The sequence below is a fragment of the Bradyrhizobium sp. genome, from assembly GCF_019244115.1.
In the GTDB taxonomy this organism is placed as follows: Bacteria; Pseudomonadota; Alphaproteobacteria; order Rhizobiales; family Xanthobacteraceae; genus Bradyrhizobium.
Genome location: NZ_JAFATE010000399.1, coordinates 19,093 through 38,289, shown reverse-complemented (window position 1 = coordinate 38,289; position 19,197 = coordinate 19,093). Strand labels below are relative to the sequence as shown.

Genomic DNA, 19,197 nt, shown 5'->3' with positions numbered 1-19,197 from the left:
TCCTTTGCGACTAGCTCTATTTGACCCCGTGCAACTGCAAGTACTGCTTCACGAGGTAATCTTCCCCCACGCCATAGCTGTCTGTGAGCGCGTGGCCGGGATATTTTTCCCATGAGGAAAATGCCAGCCAATCGGGCGAAACGCGGAGGGTTCGCTCGATATGGGTAAAATTGCGCACAGCGTCGTCCAGCCAATCCTGATTGCTCATCGCCGCTCTCGGTGGAGCGTCGTTGTAGATAGTTCCGAGCGGAAGATGAACTTGATGAGCAAAATCTCGCATCGCCTGCAAAGATGCGGGCCAATGCGTAACGCCCCAGTTGATATCAACGAATGTATAGGCCAAGGGCTGGCCAGTTTTCACCTGGAAGAAACGCAGCCACTCCTTGTAGTCATCCTGCCAATGCGGCTGATCGGTTATGGACGGAAACGGTTCGCCATCGCCAATGATGACGTGAGGAAAGACTTTCTGATATTCACGGAGATTGGCGGCGACGCGCTCCGCAACATTCTCGATTGACGAATGGCACGCCAGCTTGCCGTTATAGTAATGGCCAAACCAGAGAGGCTCATCCATCGCGATGTAGTCAAGCGTTGCACCCGCCCTTTTGAGCTTGGCGGCAAGCGCCGCGGTCGCGAACGGTGCATAATGTCCTTCGACGCCTTCGCCACAGTGGGGAGGAGCATCTATTCCCGGCAGCGTATAGGCCTGCGCCAGCATCTCGATGCCGAGGGCGACGTGCTTTTGCTTCAGGCGCACGACGACCTTCGCCAGATCCTCGTCGGAAATCTTGAGCAGCGCCTGCGTCAGAATTCCCACGACATGAAGGTGATTCATGAATTCCGGCCAGGGCGCATCCGGATTATAGAACAGCGTATCCCAGCTTTGATGCCCTGCGGGCGACGTAAGTGCCCCCATGCTGAACCAGATTTGCGGTGTTGGCGCGCTGGGGCCGGCCGCCGTTGCCGGATTGGCCAGCAGAAGACCGGCCACCAATACCGAGAAGAGTATTTTCATCGGACGATACCAACCAAATCTGCGCCCTTCGTCGGATGCTTGCCTGTCATCAATCGCGCACCGCCTCCCTTCCTTCGTCATCTCCCAATGGATTCGGATTGGCGACATTGTCACGGACCTCAAGGTTCTGGCTGTTACGCACCACGAGGGCCTGAGTGAAATCCTGCAGCAGCTCGGTCCGCGTTTGCGGATCGACACCGTTGAGCGGCAGCTCCGGATGCTGGTTCCAGCCTCTGACGACATTGTTGCGGACGGCGCCGCCCGCGACCTCGTTTACCCAGATTCCGGTCCGTCCCGAATCGAGCACGGTGTTGCGCTCGATCGAAATGTTCGTGTTCGGCGACGATGCAGGGAAACGATTCGCGGCGTTCGTGGTCGCCACCATGATCGCGCCGACCGCAATCTGGCTGCCCGCGCCCGACGCCATGAGACCGAGGCTTCCGCGCACGATATTGTTGCGGATAATCAGATCATGCGCGGGTGGAGTGGGGGACACAACGAATGTGATGGCGTTGGCATTTTGCGAGATTCCGATCCCGGCGTCACTGGTGCGGCCGATCTCGTTGTCGGCGACGGTCAGCCCCATGTTGCCGGTCGCATACACGCCGCGCCCGAAAAGGATGTCGCGGACTACGTTCCGCTCGATGCTCGACCCGGCACCCCGGGACGCCGGGTTCGATAAAGCCATCCCGAATCCGGAAGTAAGCGTCGGCAAATCCGCATCAAAGCTGACGGTGACCGCACCGCCGAAGATCGGCGGCGCCGAGTCTGGCGGTTGTTGCGAGACAATGGTGGCGCCGCCAAGCTCGCCTCCCGTGGCGGAATCGACAAAGTTGACCTTGGTCCCATTGGGAAAACGCCCAAAGGCGATGCGATCGACCGTGAGCTGGCGCCGGCCGATTTGCTGTGCCACCGTGGCAATGTCTGTCTCGTACATGGCAAGCGCGTCATCGAGACTGCGCGCAACGTAGCTGTTGCGAAGGTGACTGTCTGCTCCGCAATTGACGAAGATGATGCCGCCCGCATTGGTCGCGATCAGGCCTCCTCGTCGCGGCATGACGCGCACGCGCTCGGCGACGGCATGGCCGGTGGTGTTGAACAGGATCGCCTGCACGCTGGACCCGTAGATCGTCGCGTCCGAAACCGCGATCTCTTCGCCGCCTTCGACCGAGATCGTGGCCTGCCCGCCGCGCACGAACGCCACGATGGTGTCGCCGGGCTGAAGCGTCGACAGCGTGGGCCCTTGCAGCCAGGGCGCGTTGTTCTGGATCAGGCTCAAAGCGCCGTCGAGGATCGGTTGCGCCACCTCCATGCGCGACGTTCCTGGCACGATGTCGCCGTCGCGGAATGCCATGGCCCAGATGGTGAGCGGACCGCTGGAAGCTCCGGACTGGGCAAGGCCGTTGAACTCAACCGGGTCAGGCCGCTGCGGGATCGTTGTGTAGGAGAGCCTGCGCGCCACGGGGTCGACAGCGGTCAGCTTCACAAGCGTGTAGGGCGGAGAGATGAAATCGGCGTGCAGCCGTGTCAACGTCACGCGCTGGCAGTTAATGATCGCAAAACCTTGCAGAAAGGCACCGGCGAAAAACACCGTGGAGTCGTCGAGATCGACGGTGAGATCGGTCAATGACGTCAAGCGCAGATAGGCCGTCGCATCCTGGGGCGTGAGAAAGTAATAGGCGCCACGATCGAGAGTAATCCGCCGGACGGGGCGGCCCCGCGCAAAGTCGAGCGCCGCCTGAAACAGCGGCCGTGCATCCGTGCTCGGGCTGTCGGGCGGGAGATTGCGCTCCGCAATGCCGAGCCGGACCAGATCATGCGACAGATTAATGACACCGGATTGTGCTGAGTCAGGTGGGACGGTAGCCCACTCGGCGCGCGCCGGCGACTGCGCAGCGGCGGTCCAGCAGCACAGCGCCACGAGCAGCGCAGCGCCAGCCCAGAAATTTCGTTTCATGATTACGTCTCCCTTGCTTAGCGAGCGTGCCCGGATGTTGTCGCGCCGAACGAGTCCGATAACAGGCCGTGTGCGGGGAAGAGGTCGGTTGCGTTCGTTTGAATCCCGTCTCTTGGTTGCGAATCGAACCTGGTCCGTTTCCGGCCGCCATAATGTTGGCAGGCCGATCCTTTGGCTTGAGGGAGCATCAGCGCAGGACTTTGTAAATGGATTCGAAGTGACCTGTTATGCCACTGATAATGCGGTCATTTTGCCTTCAAATGGACTCCGGCGAAGCAGCTTCGCTGCAGGGCTTGCAAATTTTTCAATCCGCTCGCCAGCGGCCTCAGCCTTGCGCGCGATCCCTTGCACTTTGCGGTCGGCCGGGCGGCTGCGTTGCTTAGGAGAATAACGCCTCTTGCCTAATCCAATAACGCGCGGGAAGCCGGCGCGTCAGACGTGTCCTGGGGTCATCTCAAGGAAGATAGGCGATTTGGATGATTCCCGTTCCCGGGCGGTAGAGGACCAGATGATCGAGGTTGCCGGAGTGATCGAAGTCGAAAGCAAGTGCCCGGTCGCTGGCATGCTTGAGATCGTACCCCCCCATTCCCATGCCGGCATACACCGGGCTGAAGTTTCCGCCGGTGTTTTTCAGGATGGTGGCGATGCCGACGCCGGGTCGATAGAGCAAAAGGTGGTCCGGCTTTCCGGTATGTTCATAGTCGAAGGCGAGTGCCCGATCATTGGCGGACTTCAAATCGAAACCACCAATTCCGTCCCCTTGATATACCGGAGTGAAGGTTCCTGCGGAGTTCTTGAGGATCGATATCCTGCCCGAACCCGGGCGATAGAGTACAACGTGGTCAAGCTTGCCGCTGTGATCATAGTCGAAGGCGAAAGCTTGCTCGGCACCCGCTCCTGAGTCGCGAGGGTTGCCCCCGTCATCCGGAACATGAACTGTCTGTATCCGGGAGAACCTTCCGTTCGAGCTTGTCCAAATCTCCATCGTCCCGGTGCTCGGTCGGTAGCGCACGAGATGATCCAGCTTGCCAGTGTGATCGAAGTCAAGGACGAACGTCTGGTCGGTGAGGGGGTTAGAATTCTCTGCGGACCCGGCTCGGTCCACCTCGGACTGCTGGTAGACGGGAGTAAAGATTCCTTCGCCGTCATTCCTGACGACCAAGATCACGTCGGTGCCGAACCGGTAGAGCACCAGATAATCCAGTTTGCCGCTGTGTTCGTAGTCAAATGCAAGTGCCCGATCGGCGCTGGATTTCACCTCGTAGCCCCCGATTCCATCGCCCGCATAGACCGGACTGAAGGCGCCTTCGGTGTTCTTCATGATCCAGAAGTTACCCGCGCCGGGTCGATAAAGCGCCAGATGGTCCAGTTTGCCGCTGTGATCGTAATCAAACGCAAACGCCTGATCGTTTCGCGATCTCAGATCATAACCGCCAATTCCGGTGGCTGATCGGTTCGGTCTGTGGTTACTTTGAAAAATCGAGACACCCTTGCCTGCGCCGCTCCGCCCAGTGAAGGTCTGCAGGCTCGTCCATGCCGTAAGACTCGAGAGGAGTCCTGTGCCTGCAATCATCAAGAGCAGTACGAAAAGAAAGCTCCACCCGAGGGACATCCGCAAGCGCGGACGTGCTGCCGATGCGATCCAACCATTCATAGTTGCACCGCGCGCTCTATCGGGTCTCTCGTCGATCGCCTGTTCCGATAAACCGAATTGCTGGTTATCCGACGCTCCGCCGTCAGCAATTGGCTCTTCAGTCGGCGCAAGTGGCCCGTTTGTGGCCGCCTGGCTATCAACCTCAGAGCCATTTTTGGCCGATGTCCGCTCCGCCGTTTTTTCGACTATGTCTGACTGGGGCGTTGCCACAAGCATCGGATCAACGCTTGTGTCTGCGACAATTGGTTGGACCGGTGCGATGAAGCGGTAGCCACGCCTGGGAAGCGTTTCGATAAATCGGGGATTATCGGCAGAATCGCCAAAGGCGGCGCGGAGCTTCTTGATCGCAGTGTTGAGACCGAGATCGGCATCAACCAAGGAATGCTCACCCCAAAGCTGCTCTTGCAGCTCCTCGCGCGTCACTAAACTTCCAGGATTCGCGAGCAGCCGAGCAAGGATCCTGAAGGGCTGTTCTTGCAACGGGACTTTGAAGCCATTCCTTCGCAGCTCTCCGGCCGCGAAATCGACCTCATAAATGCCACACCTGACGGCTCGCGCGCCTTTCGCACGAGCTTCTTGCTGTCCCATCGCGCCAGCCCCCTACATATATTATGTCTTACGTCAGGTCGCCGAGGAGCACCGCTAACTTTCCCTGGTATGATTCGCCTGATGAATGCCGCAGAAAGTCTTGCATTGCGATCCCGTTTGATTGCGCACACGAAGGTTTGACCGATGCGCCGATACGGCGGAACGCTACCACTTTTTACCGCACCAACCGAACCCGCGATATCGCGTGAGGTGGTGATGTACTTGCATTTTGGCAACCAAAGCGAAGCCCGGGTTGTGATACATGCCGCCCCCAATTTCGGCCGAAAACTAGTCGTCAATATTTGCCGCCGGGCGCGCATACGTCCGAACTATCCGTCGGGTCGAAGGACATATTCCGCAATCAGCGGCATAGCGCCCCTGCCCTCCGAAGGCAAAGGTCACACGTTCGAATCGTGTCGGGTGCGCCATTCCGGTCCCAAACCACGAACGTTTTGGAGTGGACTGGGTTTGCCGAGAATAGCCGCTCTGACGGCTTCCTTGCTGCCGACGATTTTCACCGATTTGTCACCGACAATGATGGCGCCGATCAGCGCGCGCAGATAAGCCTTGCGCGCGGGCGTTTCGCCATTATTGGGCAGGTCTCTCATCAGTTTGCTGAACGCAGCGATCCTTTCCGGGTCGATGCTGGCTGATGGCAGCACTTGGGACGCGGCGTGGTCATAGGCTGCCTGAGCCTTCTCGCGGTCGGCTTTGAGCTCAACGATTCGCTCGCGAAGAAGATCGTCGAGTTCGACGATGCCTTCCTCGATTCCGCGATAGAGCCGCTTGAGGCGATCTTCGGCGTCCATGACCTGAGATCTCAGCGAAGCGAGGCGGCGGTCAACGGCGGCGGTGCGCTCCTGCCGCCGGGCGGCAATCGCGGAAAGCAGTTCGGCCAGACGTTCGGGCGTAAACATGTTCTCCTTGAGTGCCGTCAGAACCAGATCGTCCAGGAACGCCATTCGGATCGTATTTCCCCGGCAGGCGGTTGGTCCCTTCTGCCCACGGCTTGCACAGGTGTAATAGGCGTAGACGCGCCCCGTGCTGGAGGTTCCGGTCCGCTGCGTCATCCCACCTCCACAATGGGCACATTTGGCAAGTCCGGTCAGGAGGATCGGGCCGGTGACCACGCGAGGCGGTGTGACCTTGGGATTGTTGGCGACAAGCCGGGCCTGGACGCGATCGAACAGGTCCTGCTCGACAAGGATGGGAGTTGCGATCTCAACGATTTCCGAGGTGGGTTTGCGTTCGCCGCTTTTGGCGGAGCGAACATTGTAACGCCAGCGGCCGACATAGACAGTGTTGGTCAGGATATGGTGCATGGGACCGACGCCAAAAGTCCCGCCCGCCTTGGTTCGGTAACCACGGCTGTTGAGCCATTTGACCAGTTGCTTGATACCGAGCGGTGGGGTGCCGGTCCTGGTGTCACCTTCCGCATAGAGGCGGAAGATCAGCCGGACTGTCTCGGCCTCGACGGGCTCGACAGCAAGGTGCTTCTTGATCTTTTGCCCCCGCCGTTCGGCTTCGACAATGGTGTAACCGAGCGGAGGCGAGGCACCATTCCAGAACCCTTGTTTGGCATTCTCCTTCATCGCCCGGGTAACGTTCTTGCCGTTTTCCTTCGAGGTGTACTCGTCGAAGATGCCGATGATCTGGCGCATCATCTCCTGCGACGGTCGGTGCCCGTCGGTTGCGTCATCGAGACGACCTCGACACCGTGACGGCGAAGCTTGCGGATCGTCAGTTCCATCGTGGCGCCGTCGCGGAAAAACCGCGAAAAGGAGTGCACGACGATAACGTCATAGGGATGATCTGCATCGCAGGCCCGTTCCAGCATCGCCTGAAACACAGGCCGCCGGTCGTCGGTCGCGCTGGCCCCGGATTCGACATACTCATCGACGACAGTCCAGCCGTTCGACAGGCAATGGCGCGTGGTCAGGTCGCGCTGCGAGGGAATCGACACCTCGCCCTCGGCCTGCCGTCCGGTCGAGACCCGCAGATAAACTGCGGCTCGGAGCGGCGCGGGGCAGTCGGTCGCGGCAAGACCTATTCTCGATTGCAGATTGCGGGTCATCAATACGTCCCCCTCGTTCTGTCCGTTAATTTGGCCGCATACCAAGCGTATGAAGATTGAATCCTGGGGCAAAGTCCGTCAATTTGTGGCCGCGCGCCGATATCGCTTTCCGGTTGCTTTATTCTTGCATATTTTTCCCAAAAATGGAACTACAATCTTCCATTTTTTGGAAATCTACGCTAGTATCCGCGCCATGGTGGTGATCGGCACGGACATTGTCGAGCGGTTCTTTGCCGAACGGGCTGGTCATCGGGGCATCGATGCGGCGCGTGCTCAATACAGGGCGTGGTTGGCGATCGCGGAAGCTTCGGAGTGGCGCACGCCGCAGGACGTGAAGCGATCGCATCCCAAGGCGAGCATCCTGAAGGGCGGACGCGTGGTGTTCAACATCAAGGCCAACGACTACCGCCTGATTGCCCTGGTACAATATCGTGATGGCGTGTTGATGATCCGCTTTTTCGGCGATCATGACGACTATGACAAAGTGGACGCGGAGACGGTGTGATGAAAGCGACTTTGATCATTATCCAGAATCAGGCCGATCATGAGGCGGCCAAGGCGCTCGTCAGCAAGCTGATGCAATCGAATGAGGCTGCCGACCGCGCGCGCATGGTAGCGCAGGCGCGCCTTATTGAGGCGTACGAGCGCGCGCGCTGGCCGCGCAAAGCGCCACCGTTGCCCGATTTGCTGACCTATCTGGTGGAGCAACACGGTTTAACGCGCGCTGATCTTGTGCCGCTTCTGGGCACTGCGAGTCGTGTCAGTGAAGTCATGTCCGGCAAGCGTGAATTGAGCATGACGATGGTGAAGCGTTTGCGCGAACGTTTCCGTATTCCCGCCGATTTGCTGATTTCGGCGAGCGAGGGCGCCGCGGCCTAGCTGGACAGGACTGGAGCGCGCCGACATAGGAGCGCGCGAGCCGGATTGTGGACTGGTACAACGCCCATCGCGCATCATCCCCGCTTCCGCATCAGGGGATTCATTGCCTCATCCGGCGCAGCGATATCGTCTTGGGATGAGCGAGGCCCCTCAAACAACGCATCGAGCTGTCTGCCGAGCCAGGTTTCCAGCACCTGGACCTCAGTGTCGGTCACGCGCAGGGCGCTGTCGATCTCGAACTCAACCGACCAACCGGCCTCCTTGTCTGAACTTCTTCGCCGTCCTGTCGCGGGCCGGCGCGGCGGGCGGGTTGCCTTCCGCTCAACGGCCATAGTCCAACTCGCGGTCACGTGGGCGCGCGGTGGATCGCGCAGCAGGGCGGGCGGCCTCTTGGGCGGCCGATGGCTTTGTGGGCTGCATCGCCCGATCCGCCGATTGCCGGCTGTGATGCCGATCGGCCTGTTTCACCGACAGAGTGGCCTGTTCGATGACGGCGATCGTCGATGTCTTGGCGTGTCCGTTGGACAATCGACCGGCGAGGAGTGCGCGCCGGTCTTCGGCGGAAGCCCGCTCGGCCTGCTGCGCACGATCCAGCGGCAGACCGGAGGACAGCAACGTATCGATCTGGGAGCGATCGACGACGAGCCGGGTCTCGTCGCGGGCGCGGCTCGCCGCGACATGCACGGCATGTCGATCGAACCGGGGATCGAGCAGCACGACGGCGCGATCGACTGTCATGCCCTGCGATCCGTGCACGGTACTGGCATAGGCCCAGCCGAGCCGAGCTCGTCCGCGTTCGTCGACAATATCGGCGGGAACAAAGCTGATGCGGCGCGTGTCGATAAACGCTTCAATGCGGATGTTGCCGGCCGCATTCTGGTCTTTCGCCGGATCAGCGTGAACGGCGGTCACCGTCGCAACCGTACCGTTGACGACGCCGAGCTGATCGTTGCGAAGCTGGAAGCGGATTTTGTCGCCGGCCGCGATGTCAAGACGGGTTGACTGGCCCGATGGTGTAACCGCCTCAACGCGGGCCTCTGCGCCGTGAATGACCCCCTCGCGTTTGAGTTCGGCGCGAACCGCCCGCGAGACATCCGCGACCTGTTTGTTGGTCCGGGCGATCAGGAGGATAGAGCTGTCGGGATGCTCGACCCTTGCATGGTTCCAGAGTTCGACGATCCGCTGCAGCGTAGCCCGGTGGGAGGGAGCTTCTTCGAAGCAGCCGTGCGCCTGGAATGCGTCCAGCGCTTCCTTGGCCCGACCCACGCCGAAATCCGTCACCGCCTGCCGCGCCCAGGCGTCACGCTGGCGAACAATGGTGTCAACACGCGTGGCCTCGACGCTGCGAACGACGAGATCGAGGCCCGGGCCCGCGCCGATCGCCTGCAATTGCCGGCGATCGCCGACCAGAATCACCCTGGCTTGTGCCCGCTCGACTTCCGACAGCAGGGCATGGGTTTCTCGTGAAGACAGGAGACCCGCCTCGTCGACGATCAAAACCGACTTCTCGTCAAGGAACCGCTCGCCTGCCTTAAGGCGTTCGACCCAGGACGCGGTTGCACGCGCTTCGATGTTCAGATCCTGCTGAAGCGCACGAGCGACACGCCATGCGGTGGCCGTGCCGATAACGCGATGTCCGGCCGCCTGCCAGGCTTCCACGATCGGCGCGAGCGTGGTGGTCTTGCCCGAGCCCGGAGCGCCTTCGATGACGACGATGGCGTCCGGACCCGTTGCGGCCTCAGTGGCGAATACCTGTTCAGCCCTCAACCCATGCGCGGCACTTCGCGCCTTGATGTCCGCCGGATCGATCCCGGCCCCGCGCCGTTCGGCCAGCCTTGAGGCCGTCGCAACAAGGTCTCGCTCGATCGCGATCATCTCCGGCGTCGAGTAGCGCGCCTGGCCTATGGCATCGCGGCCGATTTCGACGAATGTCCCGGAGGTGACAAGCTGATCGACCCCCCGGTCAAGGCGCGACAGTGGCAGGCCCAGCCCGACACTTGCCGCGTGGACGGAGCGAACCAACTCGCGGCGGTCGATGACGCTTTCATGCTCAGTCAATTCTGCCGGCAGCATCGCCAGCCGGTCAGCGAAGACGTGCCCGGCATCGGCGACGACAAACTCCCGGGCCGATCGCTGCTCGAGCGCCACGCGTATGTCACCGTCAACACCCGCCGATTGTGCCGCCTCCCGCCAGACAGCTTCGCGCTCGGCATCCGGCTCTTTCGCGTGGCGCGTCGATTTGGCGACAGCGGAGGCCAGCGCAGCCGATGAACCGCTGGTCGTGCCCGCCTCCGCCAGCTCCTTTTCAATTTCCTGGCGGCGCGCGGAGAAATAGGTGATGGCTTTGTCGCTGATACCGGCCAGCTCGAAGGTGCCGTTCGGCCCGAGGCGATCGATGTCGAAGCCGAGATCGGCCATCTCGTTTGCGAGGGCCGCATGATAGACAGCGCCAGCCGCCATCTTCCAGTCGCGCAGGACGGTGGAATGCAGCGCCCCCACCGTGCCGTCGGCGCGCGTCGCCATGTTCAGGACGACGGCATGGGTGTGAAGGTTCGGATCACCAAAGAGGCGACGATCGGCATGCTCCGCCGGACGGCTTTCGCCGTGTTGGAACAGCGCGGCCGTCAGCGCGACCTTTTCGACGCGCGCGCCATCTTTGCCGCGGCGTGCGTATATGGCTTCCCGTTCGATCGTGGCCAGGCTAGCGCGGACGGCGCGCTCCTGAGCGGCTTCGAGGTTGCGCCGCAGATCCTCATCGGCGAAGGCCCACGCCAGCGACACCGAGCGCGGCGCGGAAAACGTCAGGTCGAAGGCCGGAACACGCCGGTCCACCTTGCCGCCCGCGTTGGTGATAAGCGACTGCCCGTTATCGCCGAGCCCTTCATAGAGGCGGGGGAATTCTTGTCGCTGGACCGTTGCAGCATCGCGTCGGCCGAGATCGCCACGCGGCGCATACCAGACGCCCTCCGGCTCCCTGCTGCCAAGATAGTATTCGGCGCCGCGCACATAGTAGGCGCTGGACGCCGCCACATTCCACGTTGCAACCACCGCAATGATCTCCGCACGCAAGACCATCGAGATGCGGTGTTTTCAGGGGCAGGAGTTGGATTCTGGCCCCACGATTGGTGTTTCTACTCAGAATCCAGAAATGCGCGGAGGAATCTGCTCGTGGTGAAGCGCATAGAGATTAAGAAGACGTAGCCGGTTTGTTGCGTTCTCGACCCCGTCGGCAGGGCTCCCCCATGCTCAAGCGGCGGCCACGTCCTTGCTCATAGGGCGATCGGGATGCACAGCCGAAAAGATCCGAAGTCTTTCTATCCCGATCAAGTTGTTTTCCCGGCATCCGCCAGATGTTCCTGCCGGTGGCTTGCTAATGGCTCCGCCCTCGCGTGGGACAAGAACACTCTTCGGCCTTTCGCGGCATAAACGGCCTCCTCCCCGCGAGGTGGGGCCCCCCTCCATTTATTCCACGGTGCCGAACAGTCTTCTTGCCCTTGCTACCCCGCTGCTCGCCGCGAGGCAGGGCTGCAGCGCAACGCTGCAACCCAAGCCTCAAAGGAGCAAGATCATGCATCACGGTCTCGCCACCCGGTTCGGCCACAACGCCCACCAAATCAGCGGACGCGAAGCCCTCGACAACGAGACCCTCAACCGCCACGTCCCGGCTGTCTTCGCCCGCGAGGCGCATGACAGCCGGTCGGAACGTTACGTCTACGTACCCACGATCGAGATTGTGGAGGGATTGCGCCGCGAAGGATGGTTTCCGTTCTTCGCCGTGCAGGCCGTGCCACGCGACGGTGACCGGCTCGGCCATGCAAAGCACATGCTCCGCCTGCGTCGTGACGAGGGCATCGGCAAGCCCGAAGCGGCCGAAGTCATCATCGTCAATTCGCATGACGGAACCTCGGCGTACCAGATGTTTGCGGGCATGCTCAGATTTGTTTGCACAAACAGCCTCGTTGCGGGCGAGCGCTTCGAGGAAGTCCGCGCGCCGCACAAGGGCAATATTCAGCACGACATTATCGAGGGCGTTTATACGGTTGCGGAAGACTTTCCGCGCCTCATCGAATCCGTCGAGACGATGAAGGAAACAAAGCTCTCGCGGGACGAGCAGACTGTTTTCGCTGAAGCTGCACTTGTCGCCCGGTATGGCGAGGCCGAGAGCCCCGTGCGTCCGGACCAGCTCATTGCACCTCGGCGCCGCGAGGATGTCGGGCAGAGTCTCTGGCTGACACTGAACGCAGCCCAGGAAAACCTCATTCGTGGCGGGCTTCACGGCCGCCGCCAGACCAGCGATGGCCGTGTTCGCCGCGCGCAGACTCGTGCCATCAATGGCATCGACCAAAATGTCGGCCTCAACCGCGCGCTCTGGACACTGGCAGAAGGCATGCAGCGCCTGAAATCTGCCTGACCGGCAATGCCGGGGACCCGGACAAGGCTTCTCGGCTTTCGCCCCCCGTGCCGAAAAATTCTCGCCGGTCCGCACGCGGCCCGGCGAAGAAGGTGCTGGGTAAAAAAAGCCGCTCGCCGGGCTCCGCCGGCTCGAACAACACGGCTGCCAAAATAGCATCACCCTGACCGGACAGGACAAAGTCAGCGCCACATTGTGCGGCACTCGCTTGATCGTTCGTTCTTCCTTATGCGCTGGTCTTCGCTCAGGCGGCGTCCCAGTAGGCTTCGCGCCGTTTACGCCATTGCGTGAATGGCACTTCGACCATGACGGGAATACCGAGGCCGAAAACCAGTTCATCATCGCCCGGTCGCGCCACGCCATGGTGGCCGTGACAGCGGAGGGCTGACGTGCCGCCAGCGCCGAACGCGATGAAGAGGCGCCGACCGCCAGCGTCTCTGCTGACGGTGCCGGCGAAGCCTCCGATACGGCCTCTCATTTCGGCGGGTCTGGCGCCGGCCCGGCCTTGGCCCGCAACGGCTCCGCCGACCTTCTTCCCCTGCGGCCGCGCCGCATTCCTCGCGCAGCAACAAGCTCGGCTGCCGCCGTCCTCCACTGACGCTGCGGTCCTTCGGATGCAGACGCCCGGTCCGTCGCCTCTCGACGGCCATCGAGTCCGCATCGGGCGGCTTCGGACAACTCAGGAGAGACGACAATGGCTCAGATCGGCACCTTCACCCGCGACGAAAACGGCGCTTACGCCGGGACGATCAAGACCCTCACCCTCAACGTCAAGGCCACCATCAAGCCCTGCACCCGCGACAACGACAAGGCGCCCGACTATCGCGTCACCGCCAACGGTGTGGAATTCGGCGCCGGCTGGACCAGGACCGCTCGCGAGACGGGCGCCGAGTACCTCTCGCTCAAGATCGACGATCCGTCCTTCAACGCGCCGGTCTACGCATCCCTCGTCCAGGGCGACAAGGGCGAGCACAAGCTGATCTGGTCGCGATGACCGACCACGGGCGCTCCGCTCACGGCGGAGCGCCCACTACTCGATCACGTAGCCTAGCGCGCGATAGCCCACGCGTCGCTTCGCGGCCATCCGGGCCAGAACGGGAACTGCATTATCGACGTAGTCGACGACCAGCACGTCTCTCTTACCATCATGCTGTCGATGCAGACGACCGACATACTGCGCCAGGGTTCCCTTCCAGGCGATCGGCATCGTCAGGAACAACGTATCAAGCCGGGCATCATCGAAGCCTTCACCGATGTAGCGGCCTGTCGCGAGTATCAGGCGCTCGTCATCGTCAGCAACATTCAATGTCGCGTTGGCCTGCTTGCGATCCGTCGCGGACATGCCGCCACGCAGGACAACAAGATTTTTCACGAACGGCGAGAACCTCTGCTGAAGATAATCGAGGTGATCCTTTCGCTCCGTCAGGACGATGGGGGAACGCTTGGCTTCCAGCGATTTTAGCACATCATCGAAGATCAGGTCATTTCGGCTACTATCCTGTGCTAGTGCCGCATAGATCGCGGGTATTGATGGGCGCTCGACGGAAGCCAGGGACGACGGCAATTCAAAACTCGTCGAACGGTCGCGGGCACGATGACAAATGCCACGCTCGGTAGCTTGGACCCTCGCATCCACCCGATGGCGAACGGGGCCGCATTGCATGAAGATGATGGGATGATGCCCGTCCTTTCGGGCGACAGTCGCAGATAAACCAAGGACGTATCGCGCCTTTGACCGCCGAGCGACACGCTCGAAGCTTGTTGCTGACAGGTGATGGCATTCGTCGACAATAAGATGGCCGTAATCGGCGACGATATCGGCAACCTCTCCGTTGCGCACCAGGCTTTGGATCAGCGCCACATCGATGACGCCAGTCGCCCTCCTTTTCCCGCCCCCAACAATACCGATCTGTTTCGGGTCAATGTTCAAAAAGGAACCGAGTCGCTCCACCCATTGAGTGAGCAGTTCTCGGCGATGAACGAGAATCAGCGCATTGCGGGCGCGGTGCGCGATGAGGGCTGCTGCGACAACCGTCTTGCCAAAGGCCGTCGTGGCGGCGAGCACCCCGTTGTCGTGGGCGGCGAGAGCATCGAACGCCGCCAACTGCGGCCGTCGCAGTTCGCCCTGGAAGGACACGTTCGCGGGAAGCGCCGTGCCGATTTCGCGCAGATCTTCCAGATCGGCAACGGCGCCATGGCTTTTGAATAGATCGATTGCTTCCTCGAGGCAACCTCGAGGCAGGGCGACATGCTGCGCAAAAAGCTCGGCGCAGGAGACGACCCGCGGTTTGCTGAATGTCGGCAATCGCATGGCCTGGGCGCGATAGAACTCCGGGTTCTGGAACGCCGCCAGACGAATAAACTGCGCAATCAGGGCTGGCGGCAGCTTTGTCCGGTCGATGTAAACCTGATCGGCGACCACAATCCTGATGCTGTGCGGTATCGCGGCCTCAATACGCCGCGGCGCACCGCGGCGGGACGGCGACATCTTCCACGGTTCGTCGGCATGTTCGTCGTCCACCGGCATGCGGACGCCCAAAATCCGACCCGATAGCTCCGCCTCGTCCGCGATCCTGAAGACCATGTCAGCTGACAATTTGGGCAGGGACGACAGATACGCCCATTGGTCGTCGTAAGGCCGCAGATTGTTGTCGACAAAAATGCTGTTGCCGATCTCACGAGCTTTCCTTTGCAACGGTAGTGCAATCAGGTTGCCAAAGCCCCCAAGGGGCATCGTGTCCTGATTGGGAAAGAAGCGATCATAGGATGTGAAGCCGATCTCAGGACGTTTTTCCATCGTCTCCGTGATCAGGGCAGAGCCCATCTGCCTGGCGATTTTTGCCGGGACCGGCTCGGAGAAGAATATCCAGACATGCCCGCCATTCCCCGGTCTCGACCGCTCCAGGGCCGCGGCAATTCCCTTCGCATGACAGGTGCCGAGCAAGGCTCTGGCGTCATCCGCCCAGCTTTCCTTGTCGAAGTCAGCGGCAAGGAACCAGCATGTCTCGTCCTGCAGCAGTGGATAAACCCCGGCGACAAAGTCACCGGTGCGCGTATGGCCTCCGCGCAGGTGCTTTTCGATGATGTCCCCGGAGAGTGGGATGAATGCCTGATGCGGGCATTCTCCACATTTCACCTTCGGCTTGCCGCAAACCCCCTTCACCCACTCGTTGGAGCAGGCTGGCGAATAGCCTGAACGTCCGGCCTTTCTGTTTTCCCAGCGCACCGGAAAAACATCGGGACGCCCGGCGAACAAGCGTCGGAACAACTCGACTTTTTCGATTGATGGCGAGTTGTTGGTAACAGGGGCGTCGGAAAAAGAAGGTCTTTCGACCGCCTGGCTGCCGGATGTCAGCTTTTGCTCAAGCGACTCCAACTTGCGCTCAAGCGCCATCCGTTCGGCATCCAGGTCAGCCAACCGCTGCCGGATGCGCGCAATCTCCTCCAAAGCATCATTCTTATCGATCACCCGCTTGCAGCCCGCGCCTACGTTTATCTCGCGCGCCAGCATAGACCAAAGGCGCCCCCGGCTTAAGGCGGAGAATGCATCACTACGGCCAGAGACGTTCGGGATTATGCGGAGCGTAGACGCCGAGACCGGCGAAAAACCAGGCCATCACAGGACGGCACTCCGCATAATCCGCTCTCTGCCTAATCGACGTGTGGTGCACCGCGTAATGCGCCGGTCTTCGCCCAGGCGGCGTCCCTGTAGGCTTCGCGCCGTTTTCGCCATTGCGTGAACGGAGTTTCGACGACGGCAGGATTGCCGAGACCGAAAACCAGAGCGCGAACGACAACGAAACCGTCAACGATGCGCACGCCAAGCTCATCGTCCAGGTAGTTTGGCTCGATCACGTCGATTTCATTCTCGTGGCGGATTTTCTCAGGTTTGTCCCTGGAGGCGGCAACCCACGTTTCGATAGTGCGGCGACCTGCATATTTGCTGACCACGCGTTCGCGTGTTTCGGAAATGCCGAGTTTGCACACGACCTTGATCTTGAAACGCGCTTCGAGCGTTGCCGCGTCGTGCTGCTGATAGAGCTTGAGGATTTGTTCCCAGTTCTGGGTTGCCACGATTGCAGCAGCTCCTTTTTCCCGGCCGACATTGAGCAGTTTGGGAAACTGTTCAAGACGCCCCAGCACGGGAAGCTCATCCAAGATCAGGTGCAGCCACGGACGATCCCGTTTCGGCATGGAAGGGCTGAGCAGCTTGCCGCAAACGACATCCACAAGCAGCCCGCTGATCGCGGTCGAGAGCAGAGGATACTCCGCATTGTGCTGAAGAATGATCGTCCGGGGCAGGCCGGACTGTTCGGAAAGCCAGTCGCGGACGCTGAAGCGGCGCTCCTTGTTGGAGGCTTCCGCCTGCGCCAGCGGACGGATCGTCGTCAGGGCCGCGACCCACAACGTCAGTATCAGGCTCAGCGTGGTTCTGTTGGCTACGCCTTCGTCGTCGAGTTCGATGAGGTGGGCGCTTGGCGCACGTGCAGCCTCAAGAGCCGCACGCAGCTCTTTCGGGCTCTGGAATACGAACTTAAACAGATCGGCCCATCCCCAATCGGTTTTGCGCGCCCGTTGCAACGCTTCGATGGCTCCCGACAGGATGGCCTTGGCCCCATTGGACCACATCGAATCCAGTTCTGAGCCCGACGACACGAGCTTTTCCGCAACCTCGCGAGCCCCTTGCGCGTTGGTTACGTCGCGGCCAATATCCCAGGTCCATCCTCTTGCGTCATGAGGCGCCACCAGAAGAATCTGGTCAATCGGCGCGCAGGCAAGAACGTCGCCCTTGGCGTCGTGAATGATCGATCGCTCCCCGCGCACCAGAACCTGTTCGGCCCAGCCACGGATCACGGCGCTCTTGCCCGAACCTTGGTCGCCGACGACGAGAATGTTGGAGGCTTCTGCGACGGGCGTAAGCTGAACGTAGGGCGCAAGCCAGAGCGAATCCGGTTGCGGAGCTCCGGTCACGGCAATGGCCTTGCGCAGTGAGACCCGGCCCTGCGCTCCGAATATCGGCCACGGACCCCGGATCGTGCGGACAGTCTCCTTCGGCGACGTATGCTTCCAGCTCCAGATGGCCACAAGAATTGCCGCGATCATCGAGCAGCCAAGAAATAGGCAGAGCCGGAGATAGAACGGCGGCCAGGCCAACCAGGCCCGGAGATTAGCTGTACGGCAATCGAGATCGAAGACCTGCAACGGCCCCGGTCCGCAGTAGCGGAGGAAACCTTCATACCAGACCGTTCTCCAGAAATAAGCCGCGGTGATGTTCGAATTCTCAAACGGGGCGAGAAGGGCGATGATGAAGAAGCCAGAGATCATGACGCCGCATGCCACGACTAGCGCGGCTGCCAGTGCGGGACCTGGGGACTTCTTGACCTTGATGCTTGTCATTGTCCGGTTACTCTACGATTCTGAGAAGGATCGAGCCGATGACGACAAGGCAGAAACCGGCGGCCCATCCACGCACGACAGCTCGGACGAACCACCTGGGTTCGCGGCTTCGCAAAAGCGCCCAGCCGTAATCCCGTCCGGCTTCCGGAACGGCGGAAGATTGAACGTGCGCAGTAGGCTCGGGCTCTCGCCAGTTCGGAAGCGGGTTGCGACTGCCGAGGCCTGACAGGAACGCCGCGAGGCCCTCTCCTCCAAGGCGCTCCAGCGCGCTCGGATCGAATTCGGCCGCGCCCGTCTCGAATTGCGAGGCCAGCCGCTGTGCGGTTACCCGCCGCTCGCGGCTGCCTTCGTCGATGGCGCGTGACGCCGCTGCTCTGAAACTCTCACTCTTCATCGACCGTCTCCGTCGTCTTGAAGGCACGGTCAAGTTCTGCGAATAGCGCCACCAGCCATTGGGCAACATCACCACGTGCGATCTTGGCTTCCGCACGTCGCAGGCCGCTCAGTTGCATGGCGGCCGGCGTATCGAGGTCCACGACATCGATGAACCGGGAGCCGGCCGCCTCGAAATACCGCCATGAGCCGCCAGGAATGGCGCCCATAGTGATGAGTGCATTGCTCTGCGCCGTACTCTTGAGCTTGTCGCTCCATTCCTGCCAGGCGGCGGACGCCGGATGCAGATCGGCGATGCGGCCATCGCGCTGGTTTTCGGCAAGGATGATGTTCGCGCGAGGGATGGCCGTCGTCAGGCGTTCGACTGTCCAATGCGCCTGTCGCATCGCTTCTGCTTCGGCCGTGAATGGTACGAAGACGACCGGATAGAAACCAAATTCGCCAAATTCTTCGTCCAGATCGACCAGAGCAGCCCATTCGGAGAACCGGCCAACCTCGCCAGCACCAACGTCGATAAGGATCGGAGCGGTCGTGTGCGCTCGTGTGACGGCGTCCAGCACCGGGCTGAACCGCGCCAGCTCCTTGCCGGGATCGGCACGCGCCGCCTTGGGATCGGAGGCAATGGTAATGACTTCCTGGCCCAGCGCGGCCGACAACCGCTTTTGACGGTCGATTTGAATAACGACCGGCGAATATCCCGCGATCGCCAGTTTGTCGGTGATTGCCAGTGCCAGCGTTGATTTGCCGACCCCGCCTTTTTCGTTGGCGACAACGATGGCCCTCCGCCTCTTGTCGGTCTCTGTCATGGCTCTTTCCTTCCTCCCGCTTG

The 19,197-nt window shown here is 61.1% G+C and carries 16 protein-coding genes; 4 read left to right on the top strand and 12 right to left on the bottom strand.

Features of this window, described 5'->3' with window-relative positions; all coding sequences use genetic code 11:
* Positions 1-16 precede the first annotated feature (16 nt).
* From JOZ76_RS17620 to JOZ76_RS17600, 5 genes are all read right to left on the bottom strand, one after another.
* The gene (locus JOZ76_RS17620; protein ID WP_291700185.1) at positions 17-1,015 is read right to left on the bottom strand and encodes a hypothetical protein; all 999 of its coding nucleotides are present in this window, start codon (positions 1,013-1,015) and stop codon (positions 17-19) included.
* Between the two features lie 49 nt (positions 1,016-1,064).
* Positions 1,065-2,972: a right-handed parallel beta-helix repeat-containing protein gene (locus tag JOZ76_RS17615; RefSeq protein WP_291700183.1), complete on the bottom strand. Its 1,908-nt coding sequence runs from the start codon at positions 2,970-2,972 to the stop codon at positions 1,065-1,067.
* A gap of 454 nt (positions 2,973-3,426) precedes the next feature.
* Positions 3,427-5,214, bottom strand: coding sequence for a winged helix-turn-helix domain-containing protein (locus JOZ76_RS17610; protein ID WP_291700181.1), 1,788 nt, complete (start codon positions 5,212-5,214; stop codon positions 3,427-3,429).
* A 398-nt stretch (positions 5,215-5,612) separates the two neighbouring features.
* A complete protein-coding gene (locus JOZ76_RS17605; RefSeq protein ID WP_291700179.1) occupies positions 5,613-6,875 on the bottom strand; it encodes a recombinase family protein in 1,263 nt (420 codons plus the stop codon).
* Positions 6,875-7,288: a recombinase family protein gene (locus tag JOZ76_RS17600; protein WP_291700177.1), complete on the bottom strand. Its 414-nt coding sequence runs from the start codon at positions 7,286-7,288 to the stop codon at positions 6,875-6,877. The genes JOZ76_RS17605 and JOZ76_RS17600 overlap by 1 nt, the downstream gene beginning before the upstream one ends.
* A 49-nt stretch (positions 7,289-7,337) precedes the next feature.
* On the opposite strand from JOZ76_RS17600, the gene JOZ76_RS17595 reads away from it, so the two are divergent.
* Both JOZ76_RS17595 and JOZ76_RS17590 read left to right on the top strand, forming a co-directional pair.
* A complete protein-coding gene (locus JOZ76_RS17595) occupies positions 7,338-7,793 on the top strand; it encodes a type II toxin-antitoxin system HigB family toxin (RefSeq protein ID WP_291700175.1) in 456 nt (151 codons plus the stop codon).
* Positions 7,793-8,167, top strand: coding sequence for a helix-turn-helix domain-containing protein (locus JOZ76_RS17590; protein WP_291700173.1), 375 nt, complete (start codon positions 7,793-7,795; stop codon positions 8,165-8,167). The genes JOZ76_RS17595 and JOZ76_RS17590 overlap by 1 nt, the downstream gene beginning before the upstream one ends.
* A 74-nt stretch (positions 8,168-8,241) precedes the next feature.
* Here the strand turns inward: JOZ76_RS17590 and JOZ76_RS17585 are convergent, their stop codons facing one another.
* Both JOZ76_RS17585 and mobF read right to left on the bottom strand, forming a co-directional pair.
* On the bottom strand, positions 8,242-8,499 hold the full coding sequence (locus tag JOZ76_RS17585; protein ID WP_291700171.1) for a hypothetical protein: 258 nt from the start codon (positions 8,497-8,499) through the stop codon (positions 8,242-8,244).
* On the bottom strand, positions 8,489-11,236 hold the full coding sequence (gene mobF / locus JOZ76_RS17580; protein WP_291700169.1) for a MobF family relaxase: 2,748 nt from the start codon (positions 11,234-11,236) through the stop codon (positions 8,489-8,491). The genes JOZ76_RS17585 and mobF overlap by 11 nt, the downstream gene beginning before the upstream one ends.
* Before the next feature lie 499 nt (positions 11,237-11,735).
* On the opposite strand from mobF, the gene JOZ76_RS17575 reads away from it, so the two are divergent.
* Positions 11,736-12,578 carry a DUF932 domain-containing protein gene (locus JOZ76_RS17575; RefSeq protein WP_291700167.1) on the top strand — a complete coding sequence of 281 codons (843 nt, stop codon included), beginning with the start codon at positions 11,736-11,738 and terminating at the stop codon, positions 12,576-12,578.
* Between the two features lie 244 nt (positions 12,579-12,822).
* Here the strand turns inward: JOZ76_RS17575 and JOZ76_RS17570 are convergent, their stop codons facing one another.
* Positions 12,823-13,056 carry a hypothetical protein gene (locus JOZ76_RS17570; protein WP_291700165.1) on the bottom strand — a complete coding sequence of 78 codons (234 nt, stop codon included), beginning with the start codon at positions 13,054-13,056 and terminating at the stop codon, positions 12,823-12,825.
* A gap of 216 nt (positions 13,057-13,272) precedes the next feature.
* Between JOZ76_RS17570 and JOZ76_RS17565 the strand changes: the two genes are divergently transcribed.
* On the top strand, positions 13,273-13,572 hold the full coding sequence (locus tag JOZ76_RS17565; RefSeq protein WP_291700163.1) for a DUF736 domain-containing protein: 300 nt from the start codon (positions 13,273-13,275) through the stop codon (positions 13,570-13,572).
* Between the two features lie 36 nt (positions 13,573-13,608).
* On the opposite strand, the gene JOZ76_RS17560 is transcribed toward JOZ76_RS17565, so the two are convergent.
* From JOZ76_RS17560 to JOZ76_RS17545, 4 genes are all read right to left on the bottom strand, one after another.
* On the bottom strand, positions 13,609-16,089 hold the full coding sequence (locus tag JOZ76_RS17560) for a TOTE conflict system archaeo-eukaryotic primase domain-containing protein (RefSeq protein ID WP_291700161.1): 2,481 nt from the start codon (positions 16,087-16,089) through the stop codon (positions 13,609-13,611).
* Positions 16,090-16,229: 140 nt separating this feature from the next.
* On the bottom strand, positions 16,230-17,975 hold the full coding sequence (locus tag JOZ76_RS17555; protein ID WP_291700159.1) for a type IV secretion system DNA-binding domain-containing protein: 1,746 nt from the start codon (positions 17,973-17,975) through the stop codon (positions 16,230-16,232).
* A 7-nt stretch (positions 17,976-17,982) separates the two neighbouring features.
* A complete protein-coding gene (locus tag JOZ76_RS17550; protein WP_291700157.1) occupies positions 17,983-18,369 on the bottom strand; it encodes a hypothetical protein in 387 nt (128 codons plus the stop codon).
* Positions 18,359-19,174, bottom strand: a complete 816-nt coding sequence (locus JOZ76_RS17545; protein ID WP_291700155.1) for a nucleotide-binding protein — start codon at positions 19,172-19,174, stop codon at positions 18,359-18,361. Before JOZ76_RS17545 ends, JOZ76_RS17550 begins: the two co-directional genes overlap by 11 nt.
* Between the last annotated feature and the right edge of the window lie 23 nt (positions 19,175-19,197).

Bases quoted from the DNA above. Each gene is read 5' to 3' on its own strand.
- JOZ76_RS17550 (WP_291700157.1), bottom strand. From the start codon at position 18,369: ATGAAGAGTGAGAGTTTCAGAGCAGCGGCGTCACGCGCCATCGACGAA.
- JOZ76_RS17570 (WP_291700165.1), bottom strand. From the start codon at position 13,056: ATGAGAGGCCGTATCGGAGGCTTCGCCGGCACCGTCAGCAGAGACGCT.
- JOZ76_RS17575 (WP_291700167.1), top strand. From the start codon at position 11,736: ATGCATCACGGTCTCGCCACCCGGTTCGGCCACAACGCCCACCAAATC.
- JOZ76_RS17610 (WP_291700181.1), bottom strand. From the start codon at position 5,214: ATGGGACAGCAAGAAGCTCGTGCGAAAGGCGCGCGAGCCGTCAGGTGT.
- JOZ76_RS17545 (WP_291700155.1), bottom strand. From the start codon at position 19,174: ATGACAGAGACCGACAAGAGGCGGAGGGCCATCGTTGTCGCCAACGAA.
- JOZ76_RS17555 (WP_291700159.1), bottom strand. From the start codon at position 17,975: ATGACAAGCATCAAGGTCAAGAAGTCCCCAGGTCCCGCACTGGCAGCC.
- JOZ76_RS17600 (WP_291700177.1), bottom strand. From the start codon at position 7,288: ATGACCCGCAATCTGCAATCGAGAATAGGTCTTGCCGCGACCGACTGC.
- JOZ76_RS17595 (WP_291700175.1), top strand. From the start codon at position 7,338: ATGAAGATTGAATCCTGGGGCAAAGTCCGTCAATTTGTGGCCGCGCGC.
- JOZ76_RS17615 (WP_291700183.1), bottom strand. From the start codon at position 2,972: ATGAAACGAAATTTCTGGGCTGGCGCTGCGCTGCTCGTGGCGCTGTGC.
- JOZ76_RS17585 (WP_291700171.1), bottom strand. From the start codon at position 8,499: ATGGCCGTTGAGCGGAAGGCAACCCGCCCGCCGCGCCGGCCCGCGACA.
- JOZ76_RS17565 (WP_291700163.1), top strand. From the start codon at position 13,273: ATGGCTCAGATCGGCACCTTCACCCGCGACGAAAACGGCGCTTACGCC.
- JOZ76_RS17560 (WP_291700161.1), bottom strand. From the start codon at position 16,089: ATGCTGGCGCGCGAGATAAACGTAGGCGCGGGCTGCAAGCGGGTGATC.
- JOZ76_RS17620 (WP_291700185.1), bottom strand. From the start codon at position 1,015: ATGAAAATACTCTTCTCGGTATTGGTGGCCGGTCTTCTGCTGGCCAAT.
- JOZ76_RS17605 (WP_291700179.1), bottom strand. From the start codon at position 6,875: ATGCGCCAGATCATCGGCATCTTCGACGAGTACACCTCGAAGGAAAAC.
- JOZ76_RS17590 (WP_291700173.1), top strand. From the start codon at position 7,793: ATGAAAGCGACTTTGATCATTATCCAGAATCAGGCCGATCATGAGGCG.